Origin of the sequence: Acinetobacter bohemicus ANC 3994, assembly GCF_000367925.1 — a bacterium.
Classification (GTDB): Bacteria; Pseudomonadota; Gammaproteobacteria; order Pseudomonadales; family Moraxellaceae; genus Acinetobacter; species Acinetobacter bohemicus.
In genome coordinates this window covers 34,301-52,564 of sequence record NZ_KB849166.1, presented here as the reverse complement: position 1 = coordinate 52,564, position 18,264 = coordinate 34,301, and the positions used below count along the sequence as shown (strand labels likewise).

The window sequence follows — 18,264 nt, the reverse complement described above, 5'->3', positions numbered from 1 at the left end:
ATTAACTCAATGGGCGGGTGATTGAATTAGATGAAAGAAATGTATCATACCTTTCACTAAATTTCTTTAGGCTCTGGGCACGTTGCCTTAAAAAGTCTAATACAGTTTCCATTACTAAATAAGTAGGGACTTCTTCAATTCCTGTTTCAACTATTTCATCGCCAATCATATCGTAAAGGTGAAGTTTTAATTCAGATTCAATTGTTTGAAAGGCATTTTTATGCTGAATTTTCGCTTCTTCTAGATCACGCATAGTATTTTCGTACTGGAATAGATCTGAAGGAGCATGTTTATCATGTAATAACTTTATATGTACATTATTAGCAAAACCTACATGGGGACAATCATAATCAATAAGTTGAGATTCTTTCCAGTCCCCCCCATGCATACATTCGCCATGATCTATAAGACTGAATGTTCTATCTGGTAAATGAATCGAGTTCCCCATATTTCTATCGGTATTTAATATCCAGTCGTCAAAAGCAATTAAATTTGCTAAGTGCTCCCAATCTTTCATACAAGAACTAAAGTATTCAGCCATTACGTTTAAACTTGATGGGTTTTTATCAATTTCAATTCGAAGATTTTTTCCTTTTACATCTTCAGTTACCCATGCAAATGTAAATCCTCTATAGCGATCAACTTCACTAAGTACATTAACTAAATTTGGATTAAGTATTTTAGTTTCTATTAATAAAAATCCCGCTCTTGGTGGCATTGGTAACTTCAGAGCTCTGCCTAAGAGATAGCCAATCATTTCATTGATTAAGCTTCTAGGTTTATTGCCAGCATAAATTTTTACCCAAGAATCTCTTTCAACGCCATCTTCCCACTGAACGTTTGCCATGTGAGTTAAACCTGAGACACCATCAGGAGAACTGCGAAGGTATTCTATATAATTCGAAGAAGGTAAATACTGAATAATTTGTTCTTGTGTCATTTTATTAGTACCTATTAATTAATAATATTGAATATGCACTTGCTTTTATCGTTTAGTCACGTGGCTTGGACAACAGTAATTAGTTTTACCAATTTTCCATTGTAGAAATTTGCCAAATCCAGCCAACGATCTCAAATTGTTGATCTTTGATTTCTTGAGCTGTTAGATGAATTTCTGGATATTCCGTTGTATTGTCAGAAACAATACGGATGCCACCCATTGGTAAGTTATAAAGGCGCTTTGCTAAGAAGAGGCCACCATGGCATACAGCAAAAATTTTGCCATCCTTAACTGTCTTACGACCTAAATCGATATGGATTGTATCGCCATCTTTGATAGTTGGACTCATTGAGTCGCCAGAGGACGTGGTTGCAACTGCATTTTTCTTATCAATGGCTTTATTACGCAACGTTGCTTTAGACATACGCAACTTGCGTTTTTCATTTAATAACGCTTCACCAATCGCACCTGATCCGCATGCAAAACTAAAGTCTTTAAAAAACGGAATTTCCACTTCATCTTCGTCAAGAGGGGTGCTGGAATCCCAAGTTTTAACAGGGATCATTTCTTGTTGATTGATATCAAGATCAGTGCCTAATGCCGATTTTTTTTCTAGTTTTATTTCACCGCTACCAGTCGCTAACCATACTGGATTTACTGATAAATGTTTTGCAGCACGTAAAAGATTCTCACCTTCCATTGTCTTAGATTTACCTGAAAGCCAATCGCTAACAGAAGGAGGTTTAACACCAACTGCTCGTGCAAGTTCAACACCTTTAATTTTTTTTGGTGGTAGAACTTCCATTGCGTATTTAAGTCTTTCAGCCAATGTCTTCATAAAACAACTCTCAAATAGTTAGGAAATCCTAACATGAATAAAATTAGGTATGCCTATTGATTAATAATAAGGAATGCCTAATAATTGTATTTGTTTTAGGAGAGCAACATGAATGACAACAAACTTATAGAAGCCCTAGGTGGATGTAATGCAGTTGCACGGATTTTAGGTATTAAAGGACCTTCAGTGAGTGGTTGGAAAGCTATTCCAACTGACAGAAAAATCCGCCTAGCTGTAATTGCTGAAGATCGTGGAATCTGCACACGTAAAGACCTTTTCCCAGAAGATTATCAGGACATTTGGATTGAACTAAGAGAGCCTGAACGAATTCAATAGGTAACCCCATGGAAACAAAAATAACGTTTGTATTCAGCAAAAAACTGTTGGCACCCATGTCAACTCGTGTGCCACTTGAGGTGCAGGAGCTGATAGACAACTTGGCAGAAAGCCAAGGTAGTGATCGTGCTAAGTGGTTAAGAGAAGCCATAGATTTGAAGATTGAAGTGGAGACAGGTCAATCATCATCTGAGCATGTAAAAAAATCAAAGAATACAAAGTATTCAAGCGTATTCAAGAATGTATTCAAAAACTTAAAAATTTTTTCGAGCATAAAAAAAGCCTGATTTCGTGGATCAGGCTTTTCAATTCAAAACACTTGCGGGGTTTTAAATATGCAAATGAATTTAGCACAACAATCAAACAATGACAATTCGGATTTTGCGGATATGAACTTAGGGGGTGGGGTATGACAGCACTTCAAGAAATCGAACTGAATCGCCTTATCGAGCGCTTTCGATCTGCTGTAACAGCACACGTTTTATGTAAATCCGTTAAAACAGCTCAGGCGGTCGCTGAAGCACGTTTAAATTTATCTTCATTTGCAATGAAGGGGGCGAAATGAGTTTATTCAGCACTGGTCACGATGTTGTTGATCAAGTCGGAAGTGTTCACCTTGAAGGGAATATTATCCCTGTAAATTGGTTCAATATTTTCAAATTAGACAGCGGAAAACCCGATGTAAATGGCATTATTTTGCTCGCTGAAATCGTATATTGGCATCGCCCAGCTGTTGTTCGGGATGAGGATTCTGGTCAAATAGTCAGCATAAAAAAGAAGTTTAAGGCTGATCTTTTACAGCGTTCTTACCAAAGTTTTTCGGATCAATATGGCTTTTCTAAGCAGCAAGTCAGAGAGGCTTTGGATCGTCTTGAGCTATTTGGCGTGATCAAACGTCATTTTCGTACAATTGACGCTAACAATCAGAAATATAACAATGTTTTGTTTATTGAGCTAATTACCCCTATCCTTTTTAAAGTGACCACCCTATCACTATCAAAATGGGGAGGCTCCCCATCTGAAAAGGTAGACCCTCCCCATTTCAAAGAGGAGACAAATACAGAGACTACTACAGAGATTACTACAAAAAAGAAAAAGGGTGGTTCTGAACAACCTAAGGCTGAAAATCCAAATGACTATCCGGAGAGTTTTGAAAAGTTCTGGAAAGCCTATCCAGTCTGCAAGCGTAAAACTAAAAAATCTGAATCATTTAAAACTTTCAAAAAATACGAATCGGATTTTAATCTTGATCTCTTGTTAACCATTCTTGAAAAACTGAAAAATTCCAAAGATTGGATCAAGGATGATGGTGATTATATTCCGGCACCACAAGCATGGCTCAATCAGCGCCAGTGGGAAAATGATTATTGGGTGAGTCAGATTAATCAAAACCATGGTGGTCAGCTAGCAGCACCAACGCAACAGTCACCAACTCAATCCCTGATCAACCTTCCTTCAAAACCAAAAGGATTTTTAGGAGGCAGCAATGTTTAATACCAAAATTCATAATTTGCAGATTGAACAATCCGTGCTTGCCGCATTGATGACCGTTGCTGAATCTTACAGCCATGTTGAAAACCTTCTCACTGAAGACGATTTTTACTCAACACGCCACAAGGCGATTTTTAAGGCCGTGGTAGAGCTTGATGCTAAGAACGCACCGTATGACGCAGTTTTAGTAAACGACCACCTTGCTGCGCACGGCATGAGCGAACAGGCGGGTGGAGAGCAGTACTTGATGCAAGTTCTTCAGGATGCCCCATCAAGTTTTTACAATTTAATCCCATACGCTGAAAAACTTAAAGATTTTGCGACATGCCGAAAAGTGGAAGCTGAAGCGCAAAAGATTATTTTCAAAGCTCAAAACCTAACCGTAAGTCGCGGGGAGTTGGTGCAAGAAGCGCAAGGTATGTTTGCTGAAATTAATACTGAGCAAGCGAGTGAATCACTGTTTCACATCCATGATGCGGCTGTGAATACTTTTGTTGAAATGCACGAAAAAATAACCGCATTGACTCAAGGTAAAACCATGATCAAGGGCATTCAGACAGGGATCTATGATCTTGATCAGAAGTTGGGTGATGTGGAACCGGGTTGTTTAATGGTGATTGCTGCACGACCAGCGATGGGTAAAACCACGATGCTCCAAGTGATTGCCAGTAATGTTGCAATATTTCAGCAAAAGCCGGTACTGGTTATGTCAGGTGAAATGCCGAAAGAACAGATAGCAATGCGTATGTGTTGTGCTATGGCTCCTGCTGATATTGGACTGCTACGCAATGCACCACACTTGCTACCGCAAGAAGAATTTACAGCGTACACACAAGCAGTGACCATGCTTAAAAACGTGCGAATGCAGATCAATGACACCTCGCGCCCGTCAATTGCAAACATTCGTGAGTCTATCCGTAAGGTGAAGCATCAGTACGGTTCAGTGGGTGCGGTGTTTATTGATTATTTGCAGATCATGAAAACCACAAAGTCCTTTGCTCGTGAAGATTTGAAGATTGCGTATTTCACAGGTGAGCTTAAGGCTATGGCCAAAGAGTTTGATTGTGTCGTTGTGCTGCTGTCTCAGTTAAATCGTGAACTTGAAAAACGTCCTAACAAACGTCCGGTGTTATCAGATCTACGTGAGTCGGGTGCGATTGAGCAAGATGCGGATCAAATTCTATTTTTGTACCGAGATGAGATCTACAACAAAGAATCTAAGTACCGGGGAATTGCTGAGGCTATTTTGGGCAAAAACCGCCACGGTGAAAGTGGCACATCGTACATGCATTCGCAATTGAAGTACTGCCAGTTTTCTAATCTGGATAGTGGTGCGATTGATCAATTGCAAGGTTTAGGTGGTGCAGCATGAGTGAAATCCAAAAACCTAAATATATCGAAACAGAGTTAGGTCGAGAAAAGCTTTGTATTGAGTGTGGTGAGTATTGGCCTCTTGATGATGAATTTTGGTTCCATCGCAATGCAAAACTACTCAGTGGGGCAACATCAAAAAGATATGAGGCTGCTTGCAAGTGTTGTTACAACATTCGCTATAGACCACAAAGAATGAAGGGAACCAATCAAATTAAATCAGGGTTTGAGAAGAGGGTATCAGCATGAACTTAATCGCAGAATTGGGGTTGGTAGTTGGTGATCAAAAAGCCCTGCGAGGTGAGTATGAAAATTAAGAGTTTAATTAGCGCAATGTCCGTTGCTGGCATGTATTTCAATTATGACCGTAGACCTATGGTGATGTATGAAAAACCTGAAGGACGCGACGTTACTGGAATCTGACGGCACATTTTGGAAGTGTGAAGGTAATCAATATTATTGGTGGCGTGAGGGTTGGGGATGGTGTCAATACGCAGGTCCCACAAGCCAATCGTTTTATAACAAGTTTCGACCAGTGATGTTAACTGATGAAAAATAGAGTTAGCTTTGAAGCAGCACGAAAAATGGGTCTTGGCCATCTATTTAAGACGACAGATATTCCGGAAGAAAAAAAGCGCAAAAGTAAGTACGGAAATACTGTTGTTGAAACAGATGACATGAAATTTGATTCAAAAAAAGAGGAACGGCATTACAGAAAATTGAAAGTAATGGAACGTGCAGGATTGATTAAAGATTTACAACATCATGTTCTATTTAGTGTGGCTGAAAAAGTTTATTACCCAAGCATTGGTAAGCATAAGAGAGAAACAACATACGAAGCTGATTTTACATATATCCGGGATGGCAAGTTAATTGTAGAGGATGTGAAGTCTGACGCAACGATTACACCACTATATGTTTTAAAGAAGCAGTTAATGATGGAAAAACACGGCATAGAAGTGATGGAAGTTTAAAGGGGATATGGCATGAGTAATAAAAACAGCACTGACGTAATTTTTGATGCAGTCGTTGATTTGCATAATAACGAACAGATTGTCACTCGTACAACTTTAGCTGCAATGTTGGATTTGAAAATTGGAATCATTGATGATCGTTTAAGCTACTTGGTTGATATTGAAAAAATCATGCGTGTAGAGCGTGGTGTGTATGTTCCAGTTATTCAACATCCTGTATCACGCATTATGTCTAAGATGGTTTTACCTGACGGCACAGTCAAAATTGAAATAGGGGATGAAGTACTGACTCTCACACCAAAAGAAGCTCGAACGCTAGGTAATTTGGTAGTTGCAGAAGCTATGCAATATTCAAATATTGAGCTTGGCCATAATATGGCAGTCATTCAATCGAGTTTAGCTGGACAGATTAAACGTCTTTCTCATCAGGTTGGGGATTTGGTGGGAGGTGGGAGGCAGGGGGAGTTGTTGTGATGTTGGTAAGAGTGAAAAATAAGACAAGTAATTAAAATTAAGAGAAGCCACCAAACGGTGGCTATTTAAGGGTTATGCTATTATTTTGTATGAAAGTTGAATTCTTGAGTGAATTTTTTAGATTGATTATTCTGAACATAATGAATATCGAGTTTAAATTGGCTAAAAATCTTAAAATCATCAGATATTAAATCATAAAGCTCAATACTTTTTACGACAGCAGAACCCTTGTGATAAGTAGAAAAAGCATCTAATGTTTTATAGATGGTAGAAAACATTAATCTAGAATGACTTATATATATTTGGGTAAACTCAAAACCCAAACCTCCTAAAGTGTTACCAAGGTTTATGGAGTATGCTGTTTCATTATCTATTACAACATAGTTATTAACATTCATATCCCTCATTTTTTTTAAGTCTTCTGGATTAGAAAAGTTTGGCGATATATTTTTCATATATTTAGATTTAAATTCCGCAATTAGATCAGGCCGTTCATTATGTAAAATTCTAATTACACTATCTTCATACCAGATTAAAGGATGATCTTTACCATGTAACTTTGCTTCAATGAAAAATATTTCAGCATCAGTTACAAAAGCTAAGGCAATTTCACCAGTTCTTTTTACAAAATCATTTGCTTGCTTATTACCTAAATGAAAGTGTTTACATCCAAAATGATCTAACATTCCATCAGAAATATTGCCTTTTAAGATTAATTTACTCAAATATTTATTTATATCATCACCTTTCTCAATACTGCCAATAAGATTCTTGATTCCCTCTGAATTTTCATCACTTACTTTAAAGTTAGTGGCGTAACTGACTTTACGTAGTTTAGGTTGAATAATTTTCCTTTGGTAATTCAAGAATTGCAGGTAAGGAGCATTATCGCTGTCAATATCAAATTGTACATCCATTTGTTGCATGGTATGTATTGCCCAATCATTAATCAGCTTATTACACATACCAAAAACTTCATGCTGTTTTTCTACGTTATTAAATTGCATTTTATACCCCTCTAAGGTTAGACATACCCACACCATAATAAGATTATAGCTATATCAAGAGGTTGGGTAGTCATGGCTGAAAAAATATCTAAAAAATCAATTGAATCTATGGTTATAGAAGAGTTATCAAAAATCATAGATCAAAATGAAATTCCACATGGCGTTGAATACGATTTGATTCAACAATTTAAGGAATCTACTGAGTGTGGATATTTTGATGAAAGAATACCTCATACAGCAGCTTGTACTTGTCGATATGAACAATCCTTCAAATATGGTCGTGCTGATATTGTCATTTATCACGTAGATGGTAGTGCGAGTGTTATTGAAGTTAAAGATGGAACGAAGGGTTACACACATACTGTGTCGGGTATTGGACAAGCAACTTTATATGCAACTCAATTAGCAATGTCAAAAGGTGCTGTAACAAAAGTACGTCGTTGCTTAATGTGGTCATCTACAGGCGATATTCAACTTGATGTACTTATTGAAGTTGCATGCGAGAAAGCTGGAGTTATTGCGCTACCGACTGCATCAATGAAAAAGATCATGGCATGTAGAGCTGCTCATATCAAAGTTGCTGAAAGCATTAAAGGTGAGGTAGTAATCAATGACTGAAAAAAGACAAAAAATTGATTACGAACGCATAGAAGCAGGATGGAGAGCTGGGATACTTAGCCCGCGTCAGCTTGCGGCACAGTACACAGAAGAAACTAATGAATCTGTTTCACACGCTGCAATCATCAAGCATTTTACAAAGCTGGGTATTCCGCGAAACCTTGCGGAAAAGATCAAAGCTAAGTCTGATGACATGGTTACGCGAGCGATGGTTACGGAACTGGTTACACCTGTAACCATAAAACGCGATAAAGATATTATTGATGATGCTGCAACCAAACTTACAGATATCCGTCTTGGTCAGCGTAAAGACATATCTCGTGCTCGATCCATTTCAATGAAGTTATTTGATGAGCTGGAATTAATGGTCGGTGCAGAGAATGTAAACCTGCTGCAACAGCTTGGTGAACTTCTCTACAGTCCAGACGAAAAAGGCATGGATAAATTAAATGATCTGTATATGAAGATCATTAATCTACCAAACCGCGTCAAAGCAATTAAAGAACTGAGCGACACGATGAAAACATTGGTTGCTTTAGAACGTCAGGCTTATGGATTGGAAGAAAAAGAAAATACAACGGCTGATGCACTAACGACATTGCTTGAAAGCATTGCCCAAGGTAACAGTTCAGGATTCCAACCTGTGCAAGAAGATAAAGACTATTAATTCAAAGGCTTGTACGTAAATGAAGCGACTAACTATCCACGTCAATTTAATTTCATGCGCGTACAGGCTCCAAAACCGCACCAATATTGCGCAAATGAGGTAAGAAAGTGAGTAATAACACACCTTTACTACCTTTGCCAAATAATGCAGAGGAACTAAAACGATGCTTGGCTGATCCCAAATGGCGTATTTTTTCCGGTTGCTTATATAAGATCAAAATTAAGGGTGATGACTTCTTAGATGAAGATGGCAACATGGAAGTAGCTGAAACTTTCGAATTGCCATTTAAGCCTAATGTTGCTCAGGTTAAATTTTTAAATCGTTTGTGGCATCGTAATGTAATTCTAAAAGCACGCCAATTGGGTTTTACAACGCTAATCTGTGTGATGTGGCTTGACCATGCTTTATTTAATGCGAATCAGAACTGCGCAATCATTGCACAGGACTTAACAACGGTCTGGAGCATATTTAAAGATAAGATTAAATTTACGTACGATAGCTTACCCCCAGAGATACGTGAACGCTTTCCGCTAAGAATCTGCAACAAGTCTGAGATGGAATTTGCACACAATGGCTCATCTATTCGCGTAGCAACTTCATTTCGTGGTGTTACCAATCACAGACTGCATATTTCAGAGTTTGGTAAGATCTGTGCCAGCGATCCGGGTAAAGCAATTGAAGTGGTCACAGGTTCAATTCCCACTGTGCCGAGTAACGGTATTTTAGTTATTGAGTCAACCGCAGAAGGGCAAGAAGGTGCATTCGCCAGTATCGTCAATGATGCTCAAAAGAACTTCTCGGCACGCAAGAAACTCTCTGTTAAAGATTACCGCTTTCATTTTTATGCGTGGTGGCAAGAGCCTAAATATCGTTTAGATTCTTCTGCAGTTGATATTAGTGATGCAGATCATCAGAACTTTGATGATATTGAATATAAAGTCCTTGAAGCAATGGGTATCGAAATGCACCTCGATCCGGATCAGCGTGCTTGGTACGTCATCACACGTGATAATGACTTGACCGGTGATCAAGCGAAGATGTGGCAAGAATACCCATCATTCCCCGAAGAAGCCTTTCAAGTTGCTACAGATGGTAATTACTACGCCAAAGAGATGATGAATCTACGTAAACGTGGCGGTATTACCGAAATTGAAGTCTTAGATATACCCACATGTACATGGTGGGATATTGGGAATAGTGATGGTTGTGCAATTTGGTTTCATCAAACTATGAACTCTCAAGACCGTATGATTGATTATTACGAAGCTCATGGACAGGACTTACGACACTATGCCGCTGAGATCCAAAAGCGCGGCTATATCTATCACACGCATTTCTTACCGCATGATGCTGCACACCAACGCTTAGGTGACTATAACAAATCCACATTAGAGTCATTACAAGAGCTATTACCTGGTCATAACTTTGTGATTGTGCCACGTATTACGTTATTACAGACCGGTATTCAAATGACACGCAAGCTATTGAAAAACGTATGGTTTGATAAAACACGTTGTGAGTTGGGTATTAAGCGCATTGAAGGCTACAAAAAGAAATTCTCGAAGGCTGATAAGCGTTATATCGATCAACCCAATAAAGCCAATGGATGCTCGGAAGGTGCAGACGCATTAAGACAATTAGCCCAAGCCAAAGAAGCAGGTCTGTTGGGTGAGCTTATTTATACGCAAAGTGCTACAACGACTATTAGCACAAGCAATCAACAATCATTTAATCATCATAGTAGTTATCAAGAAGCACCGGCACCAGATTGGCGTATGTGATGAGGGGAAATTTAATGCAGGACTACGAAGCACAAGAGACTGATGTTGTAGATGCGGTCGATGAGGATGCACTCACAGTTGAGGAACTGTCAGAGATTCAAGCTGAAATTCAGGAACAACCGCATTGGCGACATATTGCTGATATGGAAATGGACTATTCAGACGGCAATCAACTTGATACCGATTTGATGAACCGTATGATGAAAGCCGGTATCCCTCCTGCAATCGAGAATATGATTGGTCCTGCATTGGTATCTGTTCAGGGTTTTGAGCTTGAGACACGTACAGATTGGCGTGTTACTCCCAATGGTGAGCTAGGCGGACAGGAAGTAGCAGATGCTTTGAATTATAAATTGAATCAAGCAGAGCGTTTATCCAAAGCTGATAAAGCATGTTCAGACGCGTTTCGCCCTCAAATTGGCTGCGGCTTGGGATTTGTTGAAGTTAAACGTGAGCCTGATCCATTCAAATACCCATATCGTTGTGTGGCTGTACATCGTAACGAGATACGTTGGGATATGAAATCCACTGAATCAGACCTATCCGATGCAAGATGGTTACAACGGACACGTTGGGTTCATCCCAAGCGTTTAAAGGATTCATTCCCTGATCATGCAGAACTGATCGATTTATGTGGTCGTTATGGTGGTCAATGGTGGAATGATGCTGGCTATTTAGATGGTGGTGTATCGACAGGCTTACAAAATGCTTGGAACAATGCACGTGCTTGGACGCATGCAGAAAATTATTGGTATAACCCAACCTCAAAGGAAATGAATGTAGTCGAGATGTGGTATCGCCGTTGGAAGAATACTGTTGTCTTAAAGTTTAAAGATGGTCGTGTGGTTGAATACGATGAAGATAACATGGCACATAACATTGCCGTGGCGAATGGATTGGCCATACCAAGCCGAGCGAATGTATCTAAAGTGCGTCGTTCATACTGGTTAGGGCCACATTGCTTGCATGATGGTAAAACACCATATTCACACCATTATTTCCCATACGTACCATTTTTTGGCTTCCGTGAAGATAACACAGGCATTCCTTATGGTTTTGTCCGTGATATGAAGTACAGCCAAGACAGTCTAAACAGTGCATTGTCTAAGTTACGTTGGGGCATGTCGGTGACACGTGTTGAACGTACCAAAGGTGCAGTTGATATGACGGATGATCAATTACGTCGTCAAGTTGCACGTCCTGATGCTGATATTGTTTTGAGCCGGCAACACATGGCGCAACCCGGTGCAAAATTTGAAGTGAAGCGTGACTACAACCTAACAGATCAACATTTTCAAATGATGGGTGAGAATCGCGCATCGATTGAACGTGTGTCTAATATCACGTCAGGCTTTCAAGGTAAAAAGAGTAATGCTACTTCTGGTCGTCAGGAACAGATTCAGGTTGAGCAGTCCAATCAAACGCTTGCCAAAATGATGGATAACTTCCGCGAAGGTCGAACCATGATGGGTGAGATGTTACTTTCCATGATTGTTGAGGATCTAGGCAATGAGGAAGAAGTGGTCATTATTGAAGGTGATGCTGTTACAGCAGACCGAACAGTGGTGATCAACAAGCCTGAAGTTAGCGAAGAGGGTTATCCGTATTTATCCAATGACGTTCAACGTACACGCCTGAAAGTCATATTGAGTGATGTGCCAAGTTCTAAATCGTACCAAGAGCAACAACTTAATGCGCTTTCGGAAGTTACTAAGTCATTACCGCCAGCTGTACAAGCCGCAGTACTGCCATATGTTATTGCACTTACCGATACGCCGTTTAAGAAAGATATTGTTGAAGCGATTAAGCAGGCTTCACAAGCACCAACACCTGAACAGATTGAAGAACAGATCAAAGAAGCGGTTAAACAAGCACTGGCACAAGCTGGTAATGATATTAAGTTGCGTGAACTTGAGCTTAAAGAGCGTGAGTCACTAAGTAAAGTCAGTGAAATTGATGCTCGCTCGGTACAGATTGGTGTGCAAGCTGCTTATTCAGCAATGCAAGCTGGTGTTCAAATTGCACAGATGCCGCAGATTGCACCGATTGCCGATGCGATTATGCAAGGTGCAGGTTATCAACGTCCTACACCTGGTGGTGATGATCCTAATTTCCCAACACCGACAGAGATAGCAGCAAGTGACATACGCAGTCCATACATTCAAGGGGAAGGCGCTGAGATCGGAAGTGAAGGTATTGCACAGGTTCAGCAGAATACCAGTCCGATGAATCCACCTGTGCCACAACAGGTTGGCACAGGACAGCAGGGGATTGAAACCACGGATGTAAACGACAATCTTTAGTTTAAAGCCATACGGATCGAATTTTTTTTAATTTGTATGGTATTATTTATAAAATACTTATATTTAAGATCAACTTATGGTAAAAAAAACATCAGAAGAGATAGAAGAAAAAGAAGCAGAGCTTCATACAGAAAAGTTAAAATTTTTGTATGAATTTCAATGTGAACAATACGATATTGTAAAAGCACAAACAGTGAGATTAGATGATAAAGCTGCAAAGTATTTAACATTTGTTGCCATCGTAATGGCAACACTTGGAATTATATCAAGATATTATTTCTTTGAAATTTCAAAGTATAATTTTTTTTCAATCGCATCAGTTGTTTTTTTAGCATTAGCTTTTGCAGTGATTTTAAATATTTCAAGATTGTTGTTTTCATCGCTGAAGGTGACAGAAGTTTTTAAACTTGCTACTGGGCAGGAAATGAACAACTACATAAGTAAGAGCAAGTTGGATGAGGTTTATGAAGGATTATCAAATGATCTGTCTGAAATAAATAATTCATATACAAGCAGTTTAGCGAACAAGAAGGAAATTTTAGAAAATGCTTATAAAGAAACTGCTTTTTTGGGAATTGTTTTAGTATTATTACTAGTTTCAATAATGATTGATTTATATACAAGGGATGTAAAACCAATTAAGTCAACCACCACAACTTGTATTGTAGATTTGAGTAATCATAATGACGAACACAACACCAAAACCACCACAACAACCTGTTCCACGACCGCCCATTGAGCAAGATTGGATTATTCATACACCGCCAAAAAAGGAAAGCAGAAATTAAAATGTCAGATAAACCAAAACCTATACCTGCACCAGTCCCAAGACCGCCATTAGTTAAAATTGGTGATTCGCAAGATCCAAAAATTAAAAGAAAGTAACCCCTGTAAGGTGTGACCATCAAAATTAATACTTGAATAATCAAGGCAGCTTAATAGCTGTCTTTTTATATTAGGAATTATTATGACTACTCAAATTATTTTGCAACTTGATTTAACCACCGATACCACAGGCAATGCTGAACAGGTTGCACGAATGATTGGCGTTAGTGCATGGCGTATTTCAGGTGATTATTTGGTTGTCGAAAATCCATTACTTGATTATCGAGTGACAAATAATGAAACGTATAGCCATAAAACGGATCGTATTCCGAATGGTGCGGTTGTGATTTTAGTTCAGGATGAATTAAAGACAGCAGAACAGAAAATCGAACAAGAAATTCAATCCAAAAACTTAAATGCACCTCGTATAACACCCGAACATATTGATTCTAAAATCAAAGCAGTTGAATACATCCTACCTCGTGAAGTGTGTAAGCGTGATAATGGTGTAGAAGTATTTGATGCACCACCTCCACTACAGACATTAACATTCTGTATTCTTACATTAGAAAATGGTTTTACAGTTACAGGTGAATCAGCTTGTGCTAGTCCTGAAAATTATGATGCAAAGATTGGGAAGGAAATTGCCTATGACAATGCTCGTGAAAAAATTTGGTTATTAGAAGGTTATTTGTTGAAAGAAAAATTAAGCCATCAAATTAAATTCCAAGAACACTTTGCTAACCAAGGTGTGGATGTAGGGCTGTTGCAAAAGAGCCCTATAGTTTCTTCTGAATTGTATGATTTAGAAATTAAATATTGTGATGCTGTTAAACCAATCATTCCCATAGGTGGCAATGTTGGTGATTGTATTCATCGTACTAAACTTTTAAATAATCGTGAAAATGCATATTTGCTTACCCAATTGTTGAATACACCAAATATCAGTAGTGATTTGCGAAAAAAAGCAGAAACCAAAATGACTAAATTATTAGATGAATTGATTTAAACCCATCGAATCGGATACCCTCAAACCAACATCAATGATGTTGGTTTTTTATACTTATAGCATTGAAAAACATAAATTTAGCCCCATAATTTAATTTCTGTATAATACAAACATGGACAACATAATGAACTTTGAGCAAATTGCTTGTAATTTAAAATTAAACGAGTGGAAAAAAGTAGGTAAAACGAATGAATATATTTCAAAATCAGATATTTATTTAAGATTTAAATCGAAAGAAGCAGTAGGTATTACTCTTGAGGCTCTCCCTGAAAATATTAAGACTTTTTACGATCAATTAGAACAGAGTGTCGATATGAATTCGATTGAGTCTATTGATTTTGAATTTAGATACGATGAGCAATTAATCGATGAAATTACTATTTATCATTTCTCATGTAACCTTAAAAATATTACCAAACACTCTAGATCAGTATATTTTGGTAAGGCATTGAATACTGAAAAATTCGATCATAGTGAGAATCTGTTCTATTTTGCTTTAATCAAATTGTTAAATAATGAGAGTGGAATGAGTTTAGTATTGGAATCCAATGGAAAACTACTTTAAATTTTAAAAAACCACCTTCGGGTGGTTTTTTTACGTCTGTAATTCACCCCCTGTAGGGTTGGCTCGTCTGTATTAAACACTTGCAAACTAGCCGTAGTTGAGCAATCAGCAGCAAGCATGGACTCTTAAAGTCTGCACTAACCTCAATGCGGCTACAGCGATAAGTGGCAGGAAAGGCATGAATATTACAGAGCAACAAAACGATCAAATTGAAGCAACCGGAAAAGTATCTCCTGAACTTGCATCTCAGCTCATTGAAGCTGCCATGAATGGCGAAACCATTGGACAACCAGTGGAACCTGTTATCGATACGCCAGTCGTTAACCAAGTGAATGAAGAAATTAAACAACCGGATGCTGCGAATACAGTACCAGCGGAAGATGACTTAAATGCATCTAACGCTAAAGTTCTCGCTAAAGACGGCATTCATACCATTCCATACGAAAGTTTGGAGAAGGCTCGAAAAGGCGAACAGGAATGGAAAGCTAAAGCTGAGAGCTATGAACAAGCCCTTGCTGAAGCACAAAGTCAGATCCAAACAGGTCAAGCTACACCAGCGGCAGAACAGAATTTAGCGACGGCTGAAGCTGCTATTGCTGCAAGTGGAGATAATGCCAATGTGATTGCCATGTTCGGTGATTTTTCCGAAGAGGCGATTGCGAAAGGTGTGGATGCATTACTTGAATTAAGAGTACCTGGTGCAATTCAAGCTGCTATTGATAAGGCATTACAACCTTTTCAACAACAACAACAGCTGCAACAAGCACAACTTGCGAAAAGCGCAGAGCAACAACACTTTGATGCAATTGCTTCGGTACACCCTGACTTTGAATCCGTTGCTGAATCTCAAGAGTTCCAAAATTGGAAAGATGCACAGCCTAGTATTTTACAAGGTGCATACAACAATGTGTTAAGCCGTGGAACTGCAACAGAAATTAATGAACTTTTAACACTGTATAAGCAAGCCAACAATTTGAACGTGGCCACACCTGATGTGAACAGCATTAAGGAACAAGCCAAGCAAGCTGTAAATAACGCTCGAACACAAGTACCGCATAGCGTCAGTGATTTACCAGCAGGTTCGCCAGCAGGAGTCACGCTTGATGAACGTATGGCTGCCATGAGTCCAGCACAACAACTCGAAGCAATGACGGGTTGGACTTCAGAACAGATCGATGCGTACGTCAATCGCAATGTCTAAAAACTAAAGTGGAGAGAATTTAAATGTCTAAAACCAACACCGCTTACGGTGGAAAAATGAACATGGTGACACAGGCTGTTGGCTTGTTCGCTACCCACATGAATCGTAACTCTACACTGAATTTACTGTCTGGAAAAATGCCAGCTGGTGAAGCAGGTGCAGAAGCAACATTGCGCAAGCAGACCACATCTCACATGCCGATTGTACGTGTACAGGATTTAGGTAAAGGTAAAGGTGACGAAGTTACTTTTAACTTGCTTAATCCAGTGGGTGGTTATCCGATTATGGGTTCTGCTTATGCTGAAGGTCGTGGCGTGGGTATGTCTTTATCTGAAGATAAACTTCGCGTGAACCAAGCACGTTTCCCGATTGACTTGGGTAACGTCATGAGTCAGATCCGTAGTCCTGCCGATTTGCGTAAATTAGGTAAACCACTTGCACAATCACAAATGGATGCCTATTGCGACCAATCTTTATTGGTTCACATGGCTGGCGCACGTGGTTATCACGACAATATTGAATGGCGTATTCCAACGGATACCCATGCGAACTTCAATGAAATCATGGTGAATAAAGTCAAAGCACCGACTAAAAACCGTCATTTCTTTGCAGATGATGAAGGTATTTCAAGCGTTCGTGTTAATGCTGGTGAGGCTGCTTTTGCAACGACTGATATGTTCACTATGGATACAGTCGATTCAATGAAGACCTTTTTGGATGAAATGGCCTTACCACCGCCTATCGTAAAATTCGAAGGTGATGTGGCTGCTGAAGATTCACCGCTTCGCGTATGGCTCGTATCACCATCACAGTACAACAAATTTTCAACACAACCGGGTTTCCGCGCATTTCAAGGTGCAGCGTTAGTTCGTGCTGGACAAGCGAAACAGCACCCATTGTTTTTAGGTGAAGTTGGTCTTTGGAATGGGTTCCTCATCCGTAAAATGCCACGTCCAATCCGTTTCTATGCTGGCGATACCATTAAGTATTGTGCAGATTTCACCTCTGAAACTGAATCGGGTATCAAAGTTCCAGCATCGTTTGGTGAAAAGTTTGCAGTGGATCGTTCAATCATCTTGGGTGGTCAGGCTGTTGCTGAAGCACTTGCTGCTTCGGATAAATCGGGTGTGCCATTTTTCTGGTCTGAGAAAGAGATGGATCATGGCGATAAGTGGGAGCTGTTAATCGGTTCAATCCGTGGTGTGTCTAAGATTCGCTTCGATGTGAATACAGGTACACGTCAAGAATTCACCGACTATGGCGTAACCGTGGTAGATACCGCCGTTGCTTGTCAGGGTCGCGGTCAGTAAGAGGGAAGGGTGAAAGCCCTTCTTGATTTCTTTCATAGATTTGGAGTTTAGCAATCATGGCGAATATTAAAAAGAAAGATGGTCGTTACGGTCAATTCGGTGGATTCTCACCATACGGCAATCTCACAGCATTAACTTACCTATTGGCGACCAATGCCACAGGTGCAGTACTTGAATCAGACTCAACCGCTGCTGTTGGAATTGGCGATGTGATTGATTTGGGTGAATTACCTGAAGGTATGCGCTTAGACGATGCACAGGTATTTGTTACTACAGGTATGACGGCAACAGTGACTGGTTCATTGGGTTTTAAATATACCGATGGTGTTAATGATGCAGCCACTCCGCAGGATGCAGCACATTTTATCAGTGCTGGTGACTTGGCAGCCGTAGGACGTTTACGTGCTACAGGTGCGAAGTTGATTACGTTGCCGAAGCCTGCACGTTTAATTTTGACTGTTGCTGGTGCGGCTAATGCCAAAGTCAGTGACATTAAAGTAGTGGTGTACGGTGAGTTGAAAGGTCCTCGTTAATCTTTCGCACATAAAAATAAT

At 39.4% G+C, this 18,264-nt stretch carries 20 protein-coding genes and 1 pseudogene; 18 read left to right on the top strand and 3 right to left on the bottom strand.

The window, feature by feature from the left end; translation table 11 throughout:
• Window position 1: 1 nt before the first annotated feature.
• Entirely contained in the window at window positions 2-940 is a 939-nt protein-coding gene (locus F994_RS06395; protein WP_004649407.1) for a hypothetical protein, read from the bottom strand.
• Between the two features lie 85 nt (window positions 941-1,025).
• Entirely contained in the window at window positions 1,026-1,778 is a 753-nt protein-coding gene (locus F994_RS06390) for a S24 family peptidase (protein ID WP_004649406.1), read from the bottom strand.
• 108 nt (window positions 1,779-1,886) lie between these two features.
• On the opposite strand from F994_RS06390, the gene F994_RS06385 reads away from it, so the two are divergent.
• From F994_RS06385 to F994_RS06350, 8 genes are all read left to right on the top strand, one after another.
• Window positions 1,887-2,114, top strand: coding sequence for a Cro/CI family transcriptional regulator (locus F994_RS06385; RefSeq protein ID WP_004649405.1), 228 nt, complete (start codon window positions 1,887-1,889; stop codon window positions 2,112-2,114).
• 8 nt (window positions 2,115-2,122) lie between these two features.
• Window positions 2,123-2,401: a hypothetical protein gene (locus F994_RS06380; RefSeq protein WP_004649404.1), complete on the top strand. Its 279-nt coding sequence runs from the start codon at window positions 2,123-2,125 to the stop codon at window positions 2,399-2,401.
• A gap of 122 nt (window positions 2,402-2,523) precedes the next feature.
• Entirely contained in the window at window positions 2,524-2,679 is a 156-nt protein-coding gene (locus F994_RS17595; protein ID WP_004649403.1) for a hypothetical protein, read from the top strand.
• Window positions 2,676-3,608: a hypothetical protein gene (locus F994_RS17830; RefSeq protein ID WP_004649402.1), complete on the top strand. Its 933-nt coding sequence runs from the start codon at window positions 2,676-2,678 to the stop codon at window positions 3,606-3,608. Before F994_RS17595 ends, F994_RS17830 begins: the two co-directional genes overlap by 4 nt.
• A complete protein-coding gene (locus tag F994_RS06365; RefSeq protein ID WP_004649401.1) occupies window positions 3,601-4,977 on the top strand; it encodes a replicative DNA helicase in 1,377 nt (458 codons plus the stop codon). Before F994_RS17830 ends, F994_RS06365 begins: the two co-directional genes overlap by 8 nt.
• Window positions 4,974-5,225, top strand: coding sequence for a hypothetical protein (locus F994_RS06360; RefSeq protein WP_004649399.1), 252 nt, complete (start codon window positions 4,974-4,976; stop codon window positions 5,223-5,225). Before F994_RS06365 ends, F994_RS06360 begins: the two co-directional genes overlap by 4 nt.
• Window positions 5,226-5,524: 299 nt before the next feature.
• Window positions 5,525-5,950 (top strand): DUF1064 domain-containing protein, encoded by a 426-nt coding sequence (locus F994_RS06355; protein WP_051061096.1) that lies wholly within the window; start codon window positions 5,525-5,527, stop codon window positions 5,948-5,950.
• A gap of 12 nt (window positions 5,951-5,962) precedes the next feature.
• Window positions 5,963-6,424 carry a hypothetical protein gene (locus tag F994_RS06350; protein WP_004649396.1) on the top strand — a complete coding sequence of 154 codons (462 nt, stop codon included), beginning with the start codon at window positions 5,963-5,965 and terminating at the stop codon, window positions 6,422-6,424.
• A gap of 80 nt (window positions 6,425-6,504) precedes the next feature.
• Here the strand turns inward: F994_RS06350 and F994_RS06345 are convergent, their stop codons facing one another.
• Entirely contained in the window at window positions 6,505-7,431 is a 927-nt protein-coding gene (locus F994_RS06345; RefSeq protein WP_004649395.1) for a hypothetical protein, read from the bottom strand.
• A gap of 72 nt (window positions 7,432-7,503) precedes the next feature.
• Here F994_RS06345 and F994_RS06340 point away from each other — a divergent pair, with 72 nt between their 5' ends.
• From F994_RS06340 to F994_RS06295, 10 genes and pseudogenes are all read left to right on the top strand, one after another.
• Window positions 7,504-8,049, top strand: a complete 546-nt coding sequence (locus F994_RS06340) for a hypothetical protein (protein ID WP_004649393.1) — start codon at window positions 7,504-7,506, stop codon at window positions 8,047-8,049.
• Window positions 8,042-8,716, top strand: a complete 675-nt coding sequence (locus F994_RS06335) for a hypothetical protein (RefSeq protein WP_004649392.1) — start codon at window positions 8,042-8,044, stop codon at window positions 8,714-8,716. Before F994_RS06340 ends, F994_RS06335 begins: the two co-directional genes overlap by 8 nt.
• A gap of 107 nt (window positions 8,717-8,823) precedes the next feature.
• Window positions 8,824-10,497 (top strand): terminase large subunit, encoded by a 1,674-nt coding sequence (locus tag F994_RS06330; protein ID WP_004649391.1) that lies wholly within the window; start codon window positions 8,824-8,826, stop codon window positions 10,495-10,497.
• Window positions 10,498-10,511: 14 nt separating this feature from the next.
• Window positions 10,512-12,800, top strand: a complete 2,289-nt coding sequence (locus tag F994_RS06325) for a portal protein (protein WP_004649390.1) — start codon at window positions 10,512-10,514, stop codon at window positions 12,798-12,800.
• Between the two features lie 76 nt (window positions 12,801-12,876).
• Window positions 12,877-13,539 (top strand): hypothetical protein, encoded by a 663-nt coding sequence (locus F994_RS06320; protein ID WP_004649389.1) that lies wholly within the window; start codon window positions 12,877-12,879, stop codon window positions 13,537-13,539.
• Between the two features lie 432 nt (window positions 13,540-13,971).
• A pseudogene (locus F994_RS18030) lies at window positions 13,972-14,343 on the top strand (Gp49 family protein); the annotation flags it as partial.
• A 415-nt stretch (window positions 14,344-14,758) separates the two neighbouring features.
• Window positions 14,759-15,199, top strand: a complete 441-nt coding sequence (locus F994_RS06310) for a hypothetical protein (protein ID WP_004649386.1) — start codon at window positions 14,759-14,761, stop codon at window positions 15,197-15,199.
• Between the two features lie 178 nt (window positions 15,200-15,377).
• Window positions 15,378-16,400, top strand: a complete 1,023-nt coding sequence (locus F994_RS06305; RefSeq protein WP_004649385.1) for a hypothetical protein — start codon at window positions 15,378-15,380, stop codon at window positions 16,398-16,400.
• 23 nt (window positions 16,401-16,423) lie between these two features.
• Complete coding sequence (locus tag F994_RS06300; RefSeq protein WP_004649384.1) at window positions 16,424-17,710, top strand: N4-gp56 family major capsid protein; 1,287 nt, start codon at window positions 16,424-16,426, stop codon at window positions 17,708-17,710.
• 56 nt (window positions 17,711-17,766) lie between these two features.
• Complete coding sequence (locus F994_RS06295; RefSeq protein ID WP_004649383.1) at window positions 17,767-18,243, top strand: hypothetical protein; 477 nt, start codon at window positions 17,767-17,769, stop codon at window positions 18,241-18,243.
• Window positions 18,244-18,264: the final 21 nt, after the last annotated feature.

Bases quoted from the DNA above. Each gene is read 5' to 3' on its own strand.
- F994_RS06320 (WP_004649389.1), top strand. From the start codon at position 12,877: ATGGTAAAAAAAACATCAGAAGAGATAGAAGAAAAAGAAGCAGAGCTT.
- F994_RS06300 (WP_004649384.1), top strand. From the start codon at position 16,424: ATGTCTAAAACCAACACCGCTTACGGTGGAAAAATGAACATGGTGACA.
- F994_RS06295 (WP_004649383.1), top strand. From the start codon at position 17,767: ATGGCGAATATTAAAAAGAAAGATGGTCGTTACGGTCAATTCGGTGGA.
- F994_RS17830 (WP_004649402.1), top strand. From the start codon at position 2,676: ATGAGTTTATTCAGCACTGGTCACGATGTTGTTGATCAAGTCGGAAGT.
- F994_RS06350 (WP_004649396.1), top strand. From the start codon at position 5,963: ATGAGTAATAAAAACAGCACTGACGTAATTTTTGATGCAGTCGTTGAT.
- F994_RS06385 (WP_004649405.1), top strand. From the start codon at position 1,887: ATGAATGACAACAAACTTATAGAAGCCCTAGGTGGATGTAATGCAGTT.
- F994_RS06310 (WP_004649386.1), top strand. From the start codon at position 14,759: ATGAACTTTGAGCAAATTGCTTGTAATTTAAAATTAAACGAGTGGAAA.
- F994_RS06355 (WP_051061096.1), top strand. From the start codon at position 5,525: ATGAAAAATAGAGTTAGCTTTGAAGCAGCACGAAAAATGGGTCTTGGC.
- F994_RS06325 (WP_004649390.1), top strand. From the start codon at position 10,512: ATGCAGGACTACGAAGCACAAGAGACTGATGTTGTAGATGCGGTCGAT.
- F994_RS06380 (WP_004649404.1), top strand. From the start codon at position 2,123: ATGGAAACAAAAATAACGTTTGTATTCAGCAAAAAACTGTTGGCACCC.
- F994_RS06360 (WP_004649399.1), top strand. From the start codon at position 4,974: ATGAGTGAAATCCAAAAACCTAAATATATCGAAACAGAGTTAGGTCGA.
- F994_RS06340 (WP_004649393.1), top strand. From the start codon at position 7,504: ATGGCTGAAAAAATATCTAAAAAATCAATTGAATCTATGGTTATAGAA.
- F994_RS06390 (WP_004649406.1), bottom strand. From the start codon at position 1,778: ATGAAGACATTGGCTGAAAGACTTAAATACGCAATGGAAGTTCTACCA.
- F994_RS06395 (WP_004649407.1), bottom strand. From the start codon at position 940: ATGACACAAGAACAAATTATTCAGTATTTACCTTCTTCGAATTATATA.
- F994_RS06345 (WP_004649395.1), bottom strand. From the start codon at position 7,431: ATGCAATTTAATAACGTAGAAAAACAGCATGAAGTTTTTGGTATGTGT.
- F994_RS17595 (WP_004649403.1), top strand. From the start codon at position 2,524: ATGACAGCACTTCAAGAAATCGAACTGAATCGCCTTATCGAGCGCTTT.
- F994_RS06305 (WP_004649385.1), top strand. From the start codon at position 15,378: ATGAATATTACAGAGCAACAAAACGATCAAATTGAAGCAACCGGAAAA.
- F994_RS06365 (WP_004649401.1), top strand. From the start codon at position 3,601: ATGTTTAATACCAAAATTCATAATTTGCAGATTGAACAATCCGTGCTT.
- F994_RS06335 (WP_004649392.1), top strand. From the start codon at position 8,042: ATGACTGAAAAAAGACAAAAAATTGATTACGAACGCATAGAAGCAGGA.